Consider the following 14541-nt stretch of genomic DNA (forward strand, 5'->3'; position numbering starts at 1 on the left):
ATCGGACCGATCCCGACGGCTGGCTCGTTGCCGAGAAGCGCTGCGGGTCGTGTCGTCGGGGCTGGCGACGGCTGTGGAGGCTTCGGGTGTCCGGACACACACCGGCGCCCCCCCTGGTCGATGATCGGCGGATTGTCTTCGCTTCACTGGACAACCAGATCTACGGCGTCCGTCGGCGAAACGGGCATCGTCTATGGGTGGCCGATCTGGGACAGCGAATCTCCCGCTCCCTCGTCTCGGCACCGATCGAGGATATCGATCACCCCGAAGGGGCGGAGGCCAAGGTCATCCTCGTGATCCCCGACGACGGACGCAAGATGCTGGCCCTCGACCCCCTGAACGGCTCCACGGCGGCCACTTACAGCCTCAGCAACCCCGACGATCGCCTGGTCGGTTCCCCCGTCGTCACCCCGAATGGGCTGATTCTCGTCGCCCGACAGGGCTACGACCCCCGTTCCGCCTCGGTGGTCGTGCTCTCGCTCGTCCCGCCCGATCGGGAGGATGGCGACGACGTAGGGGAAGAAAATGGCTATAATGACGGATCTGACCGAGCGGCCGCGTCACCCGAGACCCCCTGAGGATCCGACGGGCTTCGACGCGCCGACCGAAACCCCCTCGACCTTGAGGGCCCGAATCTAGGAGCAAGCGTGGCGCCGAAGACTGAGACTCCAAAAAAGAAGCTTGATGGGTTGGACCGACGGCAACTTCTCGATCTCTACCGGACCATGTTGATCTCGCGAAAGGTCGACGACAAGGAGATCCAGCTCAAGCGACAGAACAAGATCTTCTTCCAGATCAACGGTGTCGGCCACGAGGCGATCGGCGCGGCCGTCGGCCACGTGTTCAAGCCGGGGAAGGACTGGTTCTTCTTTTACTACCGTGATCGAGCCGCCTCCGCAGGCCTTGGCCTGTCCGCCTACGAGATGTTCCTGCAGGCCGCCGGAACCCCCGAGGACGCCCAGAGTGGCGGTCGCCAGATGCCGGCCCATTTCTCTTCTCGACCGCTCAACATCGCCAATACGTCCTCTCCGACAGGCACCCAGTTCCTGCAAGCCGTCGGTGCCGCAGAGGCCGGTCGCTATGGCGGCAACATCGAGGGAACCGACGTCGACCGAGCCGACGACGAAGTCGTTCTCGTGACCACCGGCGATGGGACGACGTCCCAGGGCGAGTTCTGGGAATCGCTTAACACCGCATCCAACATGAAGCTGCCGGTGGTCTACCTGGTCGAGGACAACGGGTTCGCGATCTCCGTCCCGGTTGCCGACCAGACCCCGGGCGGCAGCATCAGCAAGCTGGTCGCCGCCTATCCGAATTTCCACATCGAAGACGTCGACGGCTGCGACGTCGTCGCCAGCGTGAAGGCCCTCGAACGGGCACACAAACATTGTCGCCAGGGCAAGGGGCCGGCGTTGATCCACGCCAGTGTGATCCGTCCCTATAGCCATTCGCTATCCGACGACGAGAGCCACTACAAGACCGCGGCGGAGCGCGAGAAGGAGGCCGCCCGCGACCCCCTGGTGACCTTCCCCCGCCTTCTCGTCGAGAAGGGCATCGTCGACGAAGAGGTGTTGACCGCGCTGGACCAACAACTCGATGAAGAGATCCAACAGGCGGCTGACCGTGCGTTCGAGGCGTCGCGTCCCGAGCCCGAGTCGGCGCTTCGCTGGGTCTACTCCGAGGATGTCGACCCGACCTCCTCGTTGTTCGAAAGCCAACCGGCCACCGATGGACAACCGACGACGATGGTCGATCTGATCAACAGCTGCATGCGGGACGAGATGCGTCGCGACCCCAGAATCCTCTTGTTCGGCGAGGACGTCGCGGACGCTCGACCGGAAGCGTTGGACGAGGTGAAGGGCAAGGGCGGTGTGTTCAAGGTGACATGGGGCCTGCAGCGCGAGTTTGGTGCGACCCGCGTCTTCAACTCCCCTCTCGCCGAGGCAAACATCGTCGGCCGCGCCATCGGTCAGGCCCTTCGAGGTCTGCGTCCGGTGGTCGAGATCCAGTTCTTTGACTACATCTGGCCCGCCTACCATCAGATCCGCAACGAGCTGGCGACGATGCGCTGGCGATCCGCCGATGCGTTCAGTTGCCCGGTCGTGATCCGCGTGCCGTATGGCGGCTACATTCGCGGCGGGGCCATTTATCACAGTCAATCCGGCGCCTCGCTTCTGACCCACAACCCCGGCCTACGGGTTGTCTGTCCGTCAAACGCGCTCGACGCCAACGGACTCCTGCGCACCGCCATCCGGGCGGACGATCCCGTCCTGTTCCTCGAGCACAAGCACCTGTATCGCCAGACCTACAACAAGGGTGTCTATCCGGGACCCGACTACATGATCCCGTTCGGGAAGGCCCACCGTGTCCAGGAAGGCGACGACATCACCATCGTGACCTACGGCGCGACGGTCCATCGGTCGGTGCAGGCACTCCGTGGGCTGCGGGACGAGGGCATCACTGCCGACATCCTCGATCTCAGGACGCTATCGCCTGTCGACTGGGACTCCATCCGGGACTCCGTACGAAAGACCAGCAAGTGTCTCGTCCTCTACGAGGATGCGAAGTCATGGGGCTATGGAGCGGAGATCGCTGCGCGTCTATCGGAGGAGATGTACACGGAGCTCGACGGACCCGTGCGTCGGCTGGCCGCCACCGATACGTTCGTCGGCTACGCGCCGGAGCTGGAAGATTTCATCCTGCCGCAGGTCGCCGACATTCAGGATGCCGTTCGCGATCTCGTCAACTGGTAGCGTTACGCCTCGCCAGGTTCGAGCGTGAGAAGGTGTTGACCGGCTCGCACCTCCTGGCCGTCCGTCACCAGGATCTCGCTGACGCGGGCTTCGCGGCAGCCGTCTTCCTCGGAGAAGACGATCTGGCTGAAGGTCTTCATCACCTCGAGGAGACCGACGGGTTGCCCCACCACCACGGCATCGCCTACGGTGACGAAGGGCGGACGGTCGGGACCGGAACGACAGTAAAACACACCGGCGGTGGGTGCGAGGATCTGGATCGTTCTACCCGACGAAGCGGTGTTGATCGCGGCGTCGTTGTCGTCGGTGACGAGCGCCGCGCTCCTGTCGAGGGTCAGTAGTCTCTCGCCGTAGGCGATCGCGACACGCGTTCGCTTACCCGCCACCCCGTCAACGACCCGCCCTCCGACGTGGCGTGGTAACACGAGTCGGAATCGTCGATGAAGCCGCTCCAGGATACCCACTGCGTCGTCGGACGTGACTCGTGTTCCGACCGCTGGTGGCCCGACCCACCAGCCGATCGCCGGGGCAATTACCTGAAGTCCCTGCTCGGTCTCTTCGACGACGCACTCCAGCTCGGCGTACACCAGGTCGGGCGACGAACTCACGATTGCAACCTCGCCTGATCGTGGAGGGACCAGATGCGAGGATTCTTCACTCGTCGATAGCCGGTCGACTGGTAGGCCATCCTGACGAGGGCCTCCAACCACGGGCGTATCTCGCCGGGCGTGATGATCTCATCCACATCCCGTCGCGCGGCCGCCGCCACCGGATTCATGTCCTCTTGAATTCGAGCTTCGGTACGGGCCATTCCCTCCCGCGTGCTCTCCGCGTCGTCACCCTCCAGCACCTTGAACTGCTCGTCCAGCTTGGTGCGGTAGGCGGCGATCGCCAACGTTCGCCCTTCCATGACCGCCAGTCGAGTCATCGGTGTCGCCAACTGCACCACCGGCTGATACGGCAATCCGGCCATCGCGTAATACCCCGCCCCCGACGCCTTCCGTAGGAGAACCGTGAACATCGGAACGGTGTTGGTCGAGTTGGTGTAGATCAGACTCGATCCGTAGCCCAGCAGTCCCTGACGTTCGGCCTCGACGCCGATATCGAATCCCGAGACGTCCTGAAGCCAGATGATCGGGATCCCGTCGTCGTTGCAACAACGAGAGAACTGCGAGATCTTCGCGATGCCGTCGCGATAAAGGATGCCCCCGGGACGTGGCACGGAAGGGTCATCGGGATCGGAAGTCAGCTCGGGATTGTTTGCGATGAAGCCGGCGTACAGGCCGCCGACCCGGCCCACCCCGCAGACCATCTCTTTGCCCACATCGGGAAACATCTCCCAGAACAACGAGTTGTCCACGAGTCGCGCCAACACCTCTCGCACGTCGTAGACCATCCGATGATCTTCCGGAAACAGCCCGTCGAGATCCTGCGGGGCCCAGTGCGGTTCTGCCGGATCTTCCCCGTAGCGGTAGTAGTCGGCGGCGGTGCCTGGGAGGCGACGAACCTCCTCACGGATTCTCAACAACAGCGTCTCGTCATCAGGGACCCGATGATCGGCACAACGAGACAGATGCACATGAACATCCGCGCCCCCGATATCGAGGGAGGTGATCTCTTTCGACTTGGCACCCTTGATCAGCGCGGCGCCCGCGATCACCATGTACGCCTGCTCCGTCATGTAGACGATGTCGCTGATGATCGGCATATATCCGCCACCGGCGATACAATCCCCATGAACACCGGCGATCTGTGGCACCCCGGCGTCGGACAGCAGGGAGTTCATACGGAAGATGCCCCCGGCACCGTATTGACCGGGAAACGTCCGCGCCTGTTCGGGCAAGAACAACCCCGAGCAGTCGACGAGATAGACAACAGGGAGACGGAGTCGCAGGGCCATTTCCTGGGCGCGCTGTGTCTTCTCCGGCGTCTGTGGCCACCAGGAGCCCGATGCCACCGTGTTGTCGTTGGCGATGACGACGCAGAATCGCCCCTCGATCTGGACGAACGCGGTGACGACGCCGGCCCCGGGTGAGGTGCGTCCGCCGAACTCCTCGCCGTGGTTCACGAGCGAGCCTACCGGAAACACTTCCGAGTCGGGATCCCGCAGAGCCTCGATCCGATCCCAGGTGGTCAGCTTGCCCTTCTCTCTGACCCGTGCGTGGTACTTCTCGCCCCATCCGGCCTGAACGTCGTCACGCAACGTCGTCAGCTCCCGGATTCGAGTCTCCATCGCTTCACGACGTGACTCGAACTCGTCATCCGGCAGCCACTGCTGCCGTTCACGTCCCATCGGTTCTAGAATGACCCGGGCCAAGTTACTACTCCTTCTTCGTCGCAGGATCGATCGCGAGCGACTTCAGTAGATCGCCACGCTGGAGAAACTCGATGTCGAACTCCCCACGGCAGAATGCACCGTCTTCCAACAGCCTACGATGGAATGGAATCGTCGTGTGAACCCCGGTGATGCGCATCGCGTCCAGCGCCTTGCGCGAAGCGGCCAGAGTCGCCTCGCGATCCTTCCCGGAGACAATAAGTTTTCCGATCATCGAATCGTAGTGCGGTGGGATGCGGTAGCCCTCGACAACGGCCGAGTCCCAGCGAACCTCGGCTCCGTCGATCTGCTTCGGCGGTAACCTCAGACCCTCGATGACACCGGGATCGGGCGCGAACTCCCGAACCGGGTCTTCGGCGTTGATCCTGAATTCCATCGCATGCCGTTGCGGTCGCGTCTCATTGCCGGCGGCGACCATCGCCGGATCGAGGGCCTGCCCACTGGCGATCCGGAACTGAGCCACAACCAGATCGACCCCGTAAACCATCTCGGTGACCGGATGCTCGACCTGCAATCGGGCGTTCATCTCCATGAAGTAGTAACGATCGTCGGAGTCCCGAAGGAACTCGACCGTTCCCGCGCCGCGATAGCCCAACGCGGCGCAGGCGTCGGCGACCCGTTTACCGAGCTTCCGACGAACGTCGTCACTCACCACGGGCGACGGGGACTCTTCGACAAGTTTCTGATGCTTTCTCTGGATCGAGCAGTCTCGCTCGCCGAGGTGAATAGCCCGCCCGCGTGCATCCACAACGATCTGAAACTCGACGTGTCGTGCAGAGGTCAAGAACTTCTCGAGGTACAGGCTCGAATCGCCGAACGCCGTACCTGCCTCGAGGGTGGCCTCCGCAAAACCGCGCTCCAGTTCGTCTGCGTCCGCGCAACGACGCATCCCCTTGCCCCCTCCACCGGAGACGGCCTTCAGCAGAACGGGAAACCCCACGCGGGTGGCCACCTCACGCGCCTCATCCAGCCCCGACAGGACTCCCGACGAGCCGACCAACGTCGGCACTCCCAGAGCCTGCATGGTCTGTCGAGCGATCGCCTTGTCCCCCATCTTCCGGATCGCCGCCGGCGGCGGACCGATGAACGCGATCCCCATCTGCCGGCACTGGGCGGCAAAACGCGCATTCTCCGACAGGAAACCGTACCCCGGGTGGATCGCCTGACAGTCGGACTGCTCGGCAGCGATCAGAATAGACGCGCCATCCAGATAGGAAGCGGCGCTCCGCGCGGGCCCGATGCAGATCGCGAGATCCGCCGACGCGACCCAGGGAGCGTCGCGGTCGGCCTCCGAAAAGACGACCACGCTCTCCACGTCGAGGGCGCGACACGCGCGGATGATGCGCTGAGCGATTTCGCCGCGATTGGCGATCAGGATTCGTCGAAACAAAGTCGTCTTCCCAATTGGAAGTGGAATCTTACCAGCTTCATCGGTGCCTGCTAGACTTTAGCCACAGGAGGTTGTCGACCGTGAAGATCTCTCATCGCGCCCTGAACATGCCCGCGTCACCCATTCGCCGGCTTGCGCCGTTTGCCGTGGAGGCCCGAGAGCGTGGCAGGACGGTCTATGGCCTCAATATCGGCCAACCGGATATCGCTACACCTCCGGAGATCCTTGAGCGGCTACGCAACTTCGATCAAACGAATGTGGCCTACGGGCCTTCGCAGGGATTACCGGAATTCATCGACGCGATCAAGCGTTACTACGATCGCTGGGAACTGGGTTACGCCCATGATGAGATCTTCGTGACCACCGGCGGCAGCGAAGCCCTACTGTTCGTTTTTGCCGCGATCGCCGACCCGGGTGACGAGGTTCTGGTCTTCGAACCGTTCTATACGAACTACACGGGATTCGCGGAACTGATCGGCGTCCGGACGGTGCCGATCACGACTCACGGTTCCGACGGCTACCATCTTCCGTCGGCGGAGACGATCGAGAGCAAGATCGGCCCGCGGACCAAGGCCATCGTGCTCTGTTCGCCCAACAACCCCACTGGGACCGTGTACAGCGACGAAGAGATGGAGCGCATCGGCGCACTGTGCCGACGTCACGATCTGTTCCTGATCTCCGACGAGGTCTATCGAGAGTTTACCTACGACGGTCTCCGACATCGGAGCGCCGCAACGCTGGCGGGCATCGAGGATCGCGTCATCCTCACGGACAGCCTATCGAAGCGTGTCTCTCTCTGTGGTGCCAGGGTCGGATGGATCGCGACCCACCATCGCGGTGTGCTGGACGCCGCGTTGAAGTTCGGTCAGGCGCGTCTCTGCCCCCCGACCCTTGGGCAATGGATCGGTGCGGCGTTCATGGACATCTCACCGGACTACATGGACGGCGTGATCCGCGAGTACGAGAGTCGACGTAACACCGTTCTCGACGGGCTCGCAGCCATCGATGGCGTACGCGTCCAGAAGCCGGAAGGTGCCTTCTACCTCTGCGTCGGACTCCCCGTCGATAACGCCCAGAAGTTTGCCGAGTTCCTTCTGCAGGACTTTCACCTCGAGAACGAGACTGTCATGGTGGCGCCCGGAGATGGCTTCTACGCCACCGAGGGACGTGGTCAGGACGAGATCCGGATCGCATACGTACTCAACCGCGAGTCGCTAACTCGATCGATGCGCATTGTTGGCGAGGCGCTGTCGGCGTATCCCGGGCGCGTGGGCTAAGTCCAGGGATCGACGGACCCGCTCTACCGCGGCCCAGACCGCCCCACTTTCGACCGTCTTGACGCAGTCGTGATGGCGTAACGGGCAACGCGCGGGACCGTGCCGATGGCAAGGACGGCAATCAAGACCCTCGCGTTGGACCGTCTCTACGGTTTCGCTGAACACCGTGTAACCCATTTCGGGGACGGTCGGCCCGAAGATGCTGACCACCGGGCAGCCGGCGGCACCGGCCAGATGTCCCGAGCCGCTGTCATTGCAGACCGCCACATCGGCCAGGGCGAAGAGAGCCAACGAGTGACGAAGCCCGGTGCGCCCCGCAAGGCTAATGGAGCCCTCGCATAGGGAAGCGATCCGACGGCAGAGCGACGACTCGCCCGCCGACCCGCTCACCACGACGTCAAACCCTTTCGAAACGAGGCGCTGCCCCAGCTCGACGAAGCCCGCTTCCGTCCAACGTTTTGTCGCCCAGGTGGCCCCCGGGGCCACCACGGCCAGCCGGCGCCCCCGACCCACTCCGGTGTCGCCAAGCATCGAACGGACGTCGCTCAACGACGCTTCGTCAATCGGCAGCTGCAGTCCCCGTTGTACGGTCCCGTCGCCGAGAATCGGCCGGGCCAGTTTGCCGTAGCGACGCGCCACATGGATCGATCCATCCCACGGAACGGTACGGGTGTAGGCCCAACGCCCGGCGGCCCGCCCGAATCCGATGCGTTGCGGAGCTCCGGACAACCGAGCGATCAGGCCGCTCCGATGCGATCGGTGGGCCACGAGCACGACGTCGTACTCCCCTCGGATCGTGCGAATGAGCCGCACAAGATCCACCACGTGGGCGCGACGCTTACGCTTTTCGAAGCGGTGAATACGATCCACACCCACCAGGTCTCGATACAACTCGTCGCCGACCGCCGTCGTCAGGAACCCGAGGGTCGAGACCGCGTCGGCAGCCGCCAGCTTGCGAATAAGCGGATGCAGCAACAGGAGATCACCGAGGAAACCCGTGTGGACCAGTAGAACACGCACCTAGGAGCCCGCCGTGTGCTCGATGGCGGCCGCCAGGAGCGGGATGTTCAACTCGTGATGGCCGATCAGTTGATAGCCGTCTCCCCCGGCCGCGGTCGGTCGACGGAGGACGTTCTGCTCCGTGCGATACTGGCGCTGCATATCGAGGTTTGCGGTGCTGATCGGCGGTCGCGCTCCACCACGCGCCCGCGCCTCGGCCAACGCCTTCAGGAACACCTCCGGTAGCTGGACTGCGGAACCGCAGTTCAACCAGACGCCGCCGCTCATTCCCTCGAGGGTTGTTGCGAGTCGCCGAAAGTCGTTGAACGTTGCAGCGCCGAGAGCCGCGCCGTCCACCGCCGGATGCATATGGATCGTGTCGCAACCGATGGCGACATGGATGGTCACCGGAACGCCCGCCTCCGCCGCCATGCCCAGCACGCTGTCCTTCAAATGGGGAAGCTGCCCGTCGATCATCTGCGATCCCAGTACCTCACCGAGACCCCGTCCCGACGCGTGAGCATCGGCGCACGCCGCGGCGAAGGCGGCACCGGTCTCTTCAACTCGCCCGAACGAGCCGTCCCCCAGGCCGTCCTGTACATTTTCCGAAGTCTGGCCGATGGCGGCGATTTCCCAGTCGTGGATCGCGGCGGCACCGTTGAGGGCAAGCCCCTGGACGTGGCCGGAGTGAATCAACTGCCCGAGGATCGGTGCCAGGCCGACCTTGATGACGTGTCCACCCAGCGCCCACAAGACCGGTGCGTCGTTTGCGCGGGCCTGGACGATCGCCTTCGCGAGTCCTCTGAGTTGCCGTACCGCAAGTAGGTCGCCGAGGCCATCGAGGAAGTCCCCCACGCTACCGGCGGGGTCGACCGTGCGACCGAACAGATCGCGTCCGACTCGATGATCGCGACCACGGATGGATCGTCGTTGACTCACTCGCTACTCGTTCGCTTGCAGGCAGAAGTAATACTGTAAGTCGGATCCGCCTCGTCCAGTTCTTGCTTCATCTCTTCCTACCCCGGTTGACTCTGATCGGTAGAACTCTCAGCCACAGAACGACGGACAGGAGTACCCCTAGAGCATCGGCCACGCTATCGTACACACTCGCGTAGCGCCCCGGCAGATAGACCTGCCGCCATTCATCGATCACCCCGAACGAGATCGCGATAGCGGCCGCGATCCATGTCGGCCGAGCCGCAGGCAATCGGCGCAGGCCACCGTGAGTCGCCCGCAGACACAGAAACCCGAACAGACAGAATGCGCCAAAATGAACGCCCTTATCCCAGAGCGAATCGACGAACGGCAGATCTTCGTCGCCCTGGAGCGAGAGGACGTAGGCCATGAACAACACCACCGGCGCCCAGAGCCAGAGCCGTTGGAGGATGCTCACCTCTGAAAGAAGTACATCGCGTAGGCCATCAGGAGAGCCCCGCCGACCATCACCATCCAGAGCTTGAGACCGAGCCGCAGCTGGGACTGGCGATCGTGACGCAACAGGCTGCCGAAGAACGCGGAAACCAGCGTCGAGAAAAGCAGCATGTGAAGGAAGTGGCTTCCCATCAGGGCACTTTCCCACGTGCAATGTCCCAGACGTGGAACAGGAGCAGGAGGTTCATGAGACCGGCGGTCCAGAGGTAGGCCGTTCCGTACTGCGCGTGTCTGGAGCGGGCGCGTTCGCGGAACACCGTTCCGGCCGTCGGCGGATCGGGCGCGCGAGTGACCCCCGTCATCCGATAGACCGGAGACCCATAGACGACGGTTCGGGCGATGGGATCCGCAGGCCCGATTCCGAGATTGGCAACGACCTGCATCGTGGTCAGGAGGGGTTGCCGGCTGTCTCGAAGGGCCAGACGCCCATCGTGAGCCAGTCCCAGGCCGAAACAACTCCAGACGATGAGGCCGAACAACAACCCCTGATGCTTACGACCGAGCAGGAAGTGACCGAGACCCGGGAAGACCCATGCGGCCAAGATCGCCAACCAGGTGCGTGGTGCGTGAGGACCGGGAGCTATCGGCGGCTGCTTCAGTTCGATCGTGCCGCCGTCCTCCGCCATCACGCCTCCGCTACCTCGGTGTCGCTCGAGCTATCCGCGCTTTCGGTCTTGGCGTCGTCGGATCGGTCGTCATCCTCGGGATCGACTTCCTTCGGTTCATCGATGGTGGTCCCCGTATCGGCGACTCTACCGCCCTCGGCATCGACGATCAGTTTCACCGCGCCGTTCAGTTTCGGATGCAGTCGAACCCCGATCTCGAACGTACCCAGCATCTTGATCGGGCTGCTGATGATCAGCTTGCGACGACCCACGGTGACACCCTCGGCTGCGAGAAGTTCGGCGATGTCGCCGTTGGTCACGGAGCCGTAGAGCGTACCGCTCTCGCCGGCCTTACGGGTCGTTGTCAGTTTCAGCGCGGAAAGCCGGTCGACCATCGCCTGGGCGACCTCGATCTCCCGGACCTCCACCGCCGCCCACTGCTTCCGTTGATGCTGAACCTGTTTCATGTTGCCGGGAGTCGCCTCCCAGGCCATCTGCTTTGGAATGAGATAGTTTCGAGCGTATCCACGCGCAACCGAGACGACCTCGCCTCGTACGCCCAGATTGTCGACGTGCTCTCGAAGAATCACTTTCATCGTCGTCGTACCTCCGCTCGCCGCTAGTCGCTGGAGAAGGGCAAGAGCGCGATCATGCGAGCCCGCTTGATCGCCTGCATCAATTGCCGTTGGTGTTTGGCACAGGTCCCAGAGATCCGCCGAGGCAAGATCTTCGAACGCTCAGGTGTGTAGTTCTGCAGCGTCTTGAGGTCCTTGTGGTCGATCCATTGTGTCTTCGCTTCGCAGAACTTGCAGTACTTCCGACGACGAAAGAGAAACCGCCGCCGTCCATAGCCACCTTTTCCGCCAGCACCCCGTCCGCGGGGTCCACCACGCATCGCCATCATTCACCTTCCTTGGGTTTTGCGACGGCCTCGGCACTGGCCGTGTCCGACGTCTCAAAGGCCTCGCTGACTTCAGCGGTTGCGGGCTCGGACACTTCGGGGCTCTCGGGAGTCTTGACCGTGTCGGTCGACTCCGTTGCCTCAGCGGACGCTTCGGCATCTTCGCCGGCTTCTGCCTTGGCCTTGGCCTCGGCTTCAGCCTCTGCGGCGCGCCGAGCCTCTTCGACCTTCGCCTCTTCGCGGCGAATGATCTCCTCGGCCGCGCGTTTGCGAGCATCGGCCGCCCATTCGCGCTCGAGGAGGACGGTCAACGATCGAAGCACCTGATCCGAGAGCCGGATGCGACGTTCGAGTTCCTTGGGAACCTCGGAGTCGGCATCGTAGAGGAAACGGATATAGACACCGTCCTCATGCTTGCGGATGGGGAATCCGAGTCGGCGTCGACCCATGCGATCACAGGTGACAAGGTCACCACCGCCGCTGTTGACGACATCGAGCAACGCGTCAACGGTCGCCTTCTCGTCTTCCTCTGACAGGGTGGGCGGGGTGATAAAGAGAGTTTCGTACAGAGCCATCAGCACCTCCTCATGGAGTAAAGCCGCCCACGGACCCTGCCGCGAGCGAGGGGTGCCCGGGAACGAGTCCCGGATCCACGTTTTTCAAAACCGTCCAAACAGACCGAATGACCTTAACACCCAGCGCGGACCGCTGCCAGCGAGGGGTCCGGAGGGAGGGTCCGAGACCCTCCCTCCGGCCAGATCAGATAAGCAACGGGGCGATCACCAGGCTGACGACCGACATCAGTTTGATCAGGATGTTCATCGAGGGACCGGACGTATCCTTGAACGGATCTCCGACCGTATCTCCGACGACAGCTGCTTTATGGGCGTCACCACCCTTGGACTCGCCGGGTACCTTGCCCTGCTCAATGTCCTTCTTCGCGTTGTCCCACGCACCACCGGCGTTGGACATCATCAATGCCAGCAGCACGCCGGCCACCGTGGCCCCGGCGAGCATGCCGCCCAGAGCCTCCGCTCCGAGAACGAAGCCGACAAGAACCGGTGCGATCACCGCGGTCAGGCCGGGAAGAACCATCTCCTTCAACGCCGCACGGGTCGAGATATCCACGCAGCGAGCGGCATCCGGCTTCGCATTGGGGTCACCCTCGAGAAGGCCGGGGATCTCTCTGAACTGACGACGGATCTCCTCGACCATCTGGGCCGCCGCTCGACCCACCGAGGTCATCGTCAGGGCACCGATGAAGAACGGCAGCGCGCCACCGATCAGGAGCCCGATGACGACCGTCGGCTTGGTAATCAGGATCTGGAGCGTGCCGTCCGGCCCGCCGGCCGCCTGCGTGTAGGCGGAGAACATCGCCAGAGCCGTCAGCGCGGCCGATCCGATGGCAAACCCCTTACCGATGGCGGCCGTGGTGTTCCCCAGCGAGTCGAGACCGTCCGTGATCTTCCGAACTTCCGGTCCAAGGCCTGCCATCTCCGAGATACCGCCGGCGTTGTCGGCGATCGGCCCGTAAGCGTCAACCGACATCGTGATCCCGACGGTGGCCAACATCCCTACCGCCGCCACGCCGATGCCGAACAGTCCGGCATACATGTTGGCAAGGTAGATGCCGCCACAGATCAACAGTACCGGAATCGCCGTGGATTCCAGACCGACCGCAAGGCCGGCGATGATGTTGGTCGCGGGACCGGTCTTACTGGCATCCGCGATCCGCATGACCGGACCGGCAGACGTGTAGTACTCGGTGACGAGGCCGATGGCGATCCCGACGAACGTACCGGTCAGTACGGCAATAAACACGCCATTGGCGATGTCCTGCCCGGCGATCCAGGCGTAACCACCGCCAAGGAACAGCGCGGCGGAGATGAAGGTCGAGTTTCGCAGCGCGGCAGCCGGGCTGAAAGACTTCAGGATTCGCATCGAGAGGATGCCTAGAAGCGAGGCCACCAGGCCGATACCGGCCAGGATCAGAGGCAACGCCATCAACGCGGCTCTCGTTCCTTCGAGGTCGGCACCATCGGCGACGATGACGCGGAGCCCCTCACCGGCAGCGGTGGCGGCCAGTGCAATCGAGGCGATAATCGAACCGACGTACGACTCGAAGATGTCCGCACCCATGCCCGCCACGTCGCCGACGTTGTCACCCACGTTGTCGGCGATGACGCCCGGGTTTCGCGGATCGTCCTCGGGAATCCCCGCCTCGACCTTACCGACCAGGTCGGCACCCACATCGGCGGCCTTGGTGTAGATGCCCCCACCGACACGCGCGAACAACGCGATCGAGGATGCACCCATGGCGAAGCCATTGATGTACTGCGCCGACGCGACGTCGCCGAATCTGATGAAAAGGATGCCGACACCCACCAGACCGAGGGATGCGACGGAAACGCCCATCACGGCGCCGCCGTTGAACGCCAGCAACAGCGCACGCCCCTGTCCTTCGGCCTTGGCCGCCTGCGTCGTGCGAACATTCGCACGGGTCGCCGACTTCATGCCGAAGAATCCGGCCAAGACCGAACAGACGGCACCGGCAATGAATGCCGTCGCCGTTTGGCCGCCCAGCTGCCAGAACAGCAGGCCTGCCACGACCACCACGAACCCGGCAAGGATCGAGTACTCGCGGCGCAGAAAGGCCATCGCGCCGTCGTGGATCGAATCGGCGATTTCTTGCATGCGCTTGTCACCGGCGGGCGCGCTGCGCATGCTGAAGTAGAGGACGATCGCGAAGATTAGCCCGACCCCGCCCAGTATGGGCAGGAGGGAGACTATGTTATCCATCGCCTAGAACACTCCTTATTCCATCGAAACCACGACCGCAACGGTCATGTC

General features: G+C 63.2%; 15 protein-coding genes. 3 read left to right on the forward strand and 12 right to left on the reverse strand.

Annotated elements, in window-relative coordinates; all coding sequences use genetic code 11:
* Together OES25_07455 and OES25_07460 are read left to right on the forward strand one after the other, a co-directional pair.
* A partial coding sequence (locus OES25_07455; protein MDH3627479.1) for a PQQ-binding-like beta-propeller repeat protein occupies positions 1-578 on the forward strand: 578 nt, incomplete at its 5' end.
* 69 nt (positions 579-647) lie between these two features.
* Positions 648-2753 carry a dehydrogenase E1 component subunit alpha/beta gene (locus OES25_07460; GenBank protein MDH3627480.1) on the forward strand — a complete coding sequence of 702 codons (2106 nt, stop codon included), beginning with the start codon at positions 648-650 and terminating at the stop codon, positions 2751-2753.
* Positions 2754-2755: 2 nt separating this feature from the next.
* On the opposite strand, the gene OES25_07465 is transcribed toward OES25_07460, so the two are convergent.
* From OES25_07465 to OES25_07475, 3 genes are read right to left on the reverse strand one after another with little or no spacing between them, the layout of a single operon-like run.
* Positions 2756-3361: a biotin/lipoyl-binding protein gene (locus OES25_07465; GenBank protein MDH3627481.1), complete on the reverse strand. Its 606-nt coding sequence runs from the start codon at positions 3359-3361 to the stop codon at positions 2756-2758.
* Positions 3358-5046, reverse strand: coding sequence for a propionyl-CoA carboxylase (locus OES25_07470; GenBank protein ID MDH3627482.1), 1689 nt, complete (start codon positions 5044-5046; stop codon positions 3358-3360). Before OES25_07470 ends, OES25_07465 begins: the two co-directional genes overlap by 4 nt.
* A 28-nt stretch (positions 5047-5074) precedes the next feature.
* Positions 5075-6478, reverse strand: a complete 1404-nt coding sequence (locus tag OES25_07475) for an acetyl-CoA carboxylase biotin carboxylase subunit (protein MDH3627483.1) — start codon at positions 6476-6478, stop codon at positions 5075-5077.
* A gap of 80 nt (positions 6479-6558) precedes the next feature.
* On the opposite strand from OES25_07475, the gene OES25_07480 reads away from it, so the two are divergent.
* Entirely contained in the window at positions 6559-7755 is a 1197-nt protein-coding gene (locus OES25_07480; protein ID MDH3627484.1) for a pyridoxal phosphate-dependent aminotransferase, read from the forward strand.
* On the opposite strand, the gene OES25_07485 is transcribed toward OES25_07480, so the two are convergent.
* The 9 genes from OES25_07485 to OES25_07525 form a co-directional block, all read right to left on the reverse strand.
* On the reverse strand, positions 7693-8775 hold the full coding sequence (locus OES25_07485) for a glycosyltransferase family 9 protein (GenBank protein ID MDH3627485.1): 1083 nt from the start codon (positions 8773-8775) through the stop codon (positions 7693-7695). The genes OES25_07480 and OES25_07485 overlap by 63 nt on opposite strands.
* On the reverse strand, positions 8776-9693 hold the full coding sequence (locus tag OES25_07490) for a hypothetical protein (GenBank protein ID MDH3627486.1): 918 nt from the start codon (positions 9691-9693) through the stop codon (positions 8776-8778).
* 67 nt (positions 9694-9760) lie between these two features.
* Entirely contained in the window at positions 9761-10147 is a 387-nt protein-coding gene (locus OES25_07495; GenBank protein MDH3627487.1) for a VanZ family protein, read from the reverse strand.
* The gene (locus tag OES25_07500) at positions 10144-10317 is read right to left on the reverse strand and encodes a hypothetical protein (GenBank protein ID MDH3627488.1); all 174 of its coding nucleotides are present in this window, start codon (positions 10315-10317) and stop codon (positions 10144-10146) included. The genes OES25_07495 and OES25_07500 overlap by 4 nt, the downstream gene beginning before the upstream one ends.
* Entirely contained in the window at positions 10317-10811 is a 495-nt protein-coding gene (locus OES25_07505; GenBank protein MDH3627489.1) for a hypothetical protein, read from the reverse strand. Before OES25_07505 ends, OES25_07500 begins: the two co-directional genes overlap by 1 nt.
* A complete protein-coding gene (gene rplI / locus OES25_07510; GenBank protein ID MDH3627490.1) occupies positions 10811-11386 on the reverse strand; it encodes a 50S ribosomal protein L9 in 576 nt (191 codons plus the stop codon). Before rplI ends, OES25_07505 begins: the two co-directional genes overlap by 1 nt.
* A gap of 23 nt (positions 11387-11409) precedes the next feature.
* Positions 11410-11694, reverse strand: coding sequence for a 30S ribosomal protein S18 (gene rpsR, locus OES25_07515; GenBank protein ID MDH3627491.1), 285 nt, complete (start codon positions 11692-11694; stop codon positions 11410-11412).
* Complete coding sequence (rpsF, locus tag OES25_07520; protein ID MDH3627492.1) at positions 11691-12266, reverse strand: 30S ribosomal protein S6; 576 nt, start codon at positions 12264-12266, stop codon at positions 11691-11693. Before rpsF ends, rpsR begins: the two co-directional genes overlap by 4 nt.
* A gap of 184 nt (positions 12267-12450) precedes the next feature.
* The gene (locus tag OES25_07525) at positions 12451-14490 is read right to left on the reverse strand and encodes a sodium-translocating pyrophosphatase (GenBank protein ID MDH3627493.1); all 2040 of its coding nucleotides are present in this window, start codon (positions 14488-14490) and stop codon (positions 12451-12453) included.
* Positions 14491-14541 lie beyond the last annotated feature (51 nt).

The sequence above is a fragment of the Acidobacteriota bacterium genome, from assembly GCA_029861955.1.
In the GTDB taxonomy this organism is placed as follows: domain Bacteria; phylum Acidobacteriota; class Polarisedimenticolia; order Polarisedimenticolales; family Polarisedimenticolaceae; genus JAOTYK01.

Bases quoted from the DNA above. Each gene is read 5' to 3' on its own strand.
- OES25_07505 (MDH3627489.1), bottom strand. From the start codon at position 10,811: ATGGCGGAGGACGGCGGCACGATCGAACTGAAGCAGCCGCCGATAGCT.
- OES25_07470 (MDH3627482.1), bottom strand. From the start codon at position 5,046: ATGGGACGTGAACGGCAGCAGTGGCTGCCGGATGACGAGTTCGAGTCA.
- OES25_07525 (MDH3627493.1), bottom strand. From the start codon at position 14,490: ATGGATAACATAGTCTCCCTCCTGCCCATACTGGGCGGGGTCGGGCTA.
- rpsR (MDH3627491.1), bottom strand. From the start codon at position 11,694: ATGATGGCGATGCGTGGTGGACCCCGCGGACGGGGTGCTGGCGGAAAA.
- rpsF (MDH3627492.1), bottom strand. From the start codon at position 12,266: ATGGCTCTGTACGAAACTCTCTTTATCACCCCGCCCACCCTGTCAGAG.
- rplI (MDH3627490.1), bottom strand. From the start codon at position 11,386: ATGAAAGTGATTCTTCGAGAGCACGTCGACAATCTGGGCGTACGAGGC.
- OES25_07500 (MDH3627488.1), bottom strand. From the start codon at position 10,317: ATGGGAAGCCACTTCCTTCACATGCTGCTTTTCTCGACGCTGGTTTCC.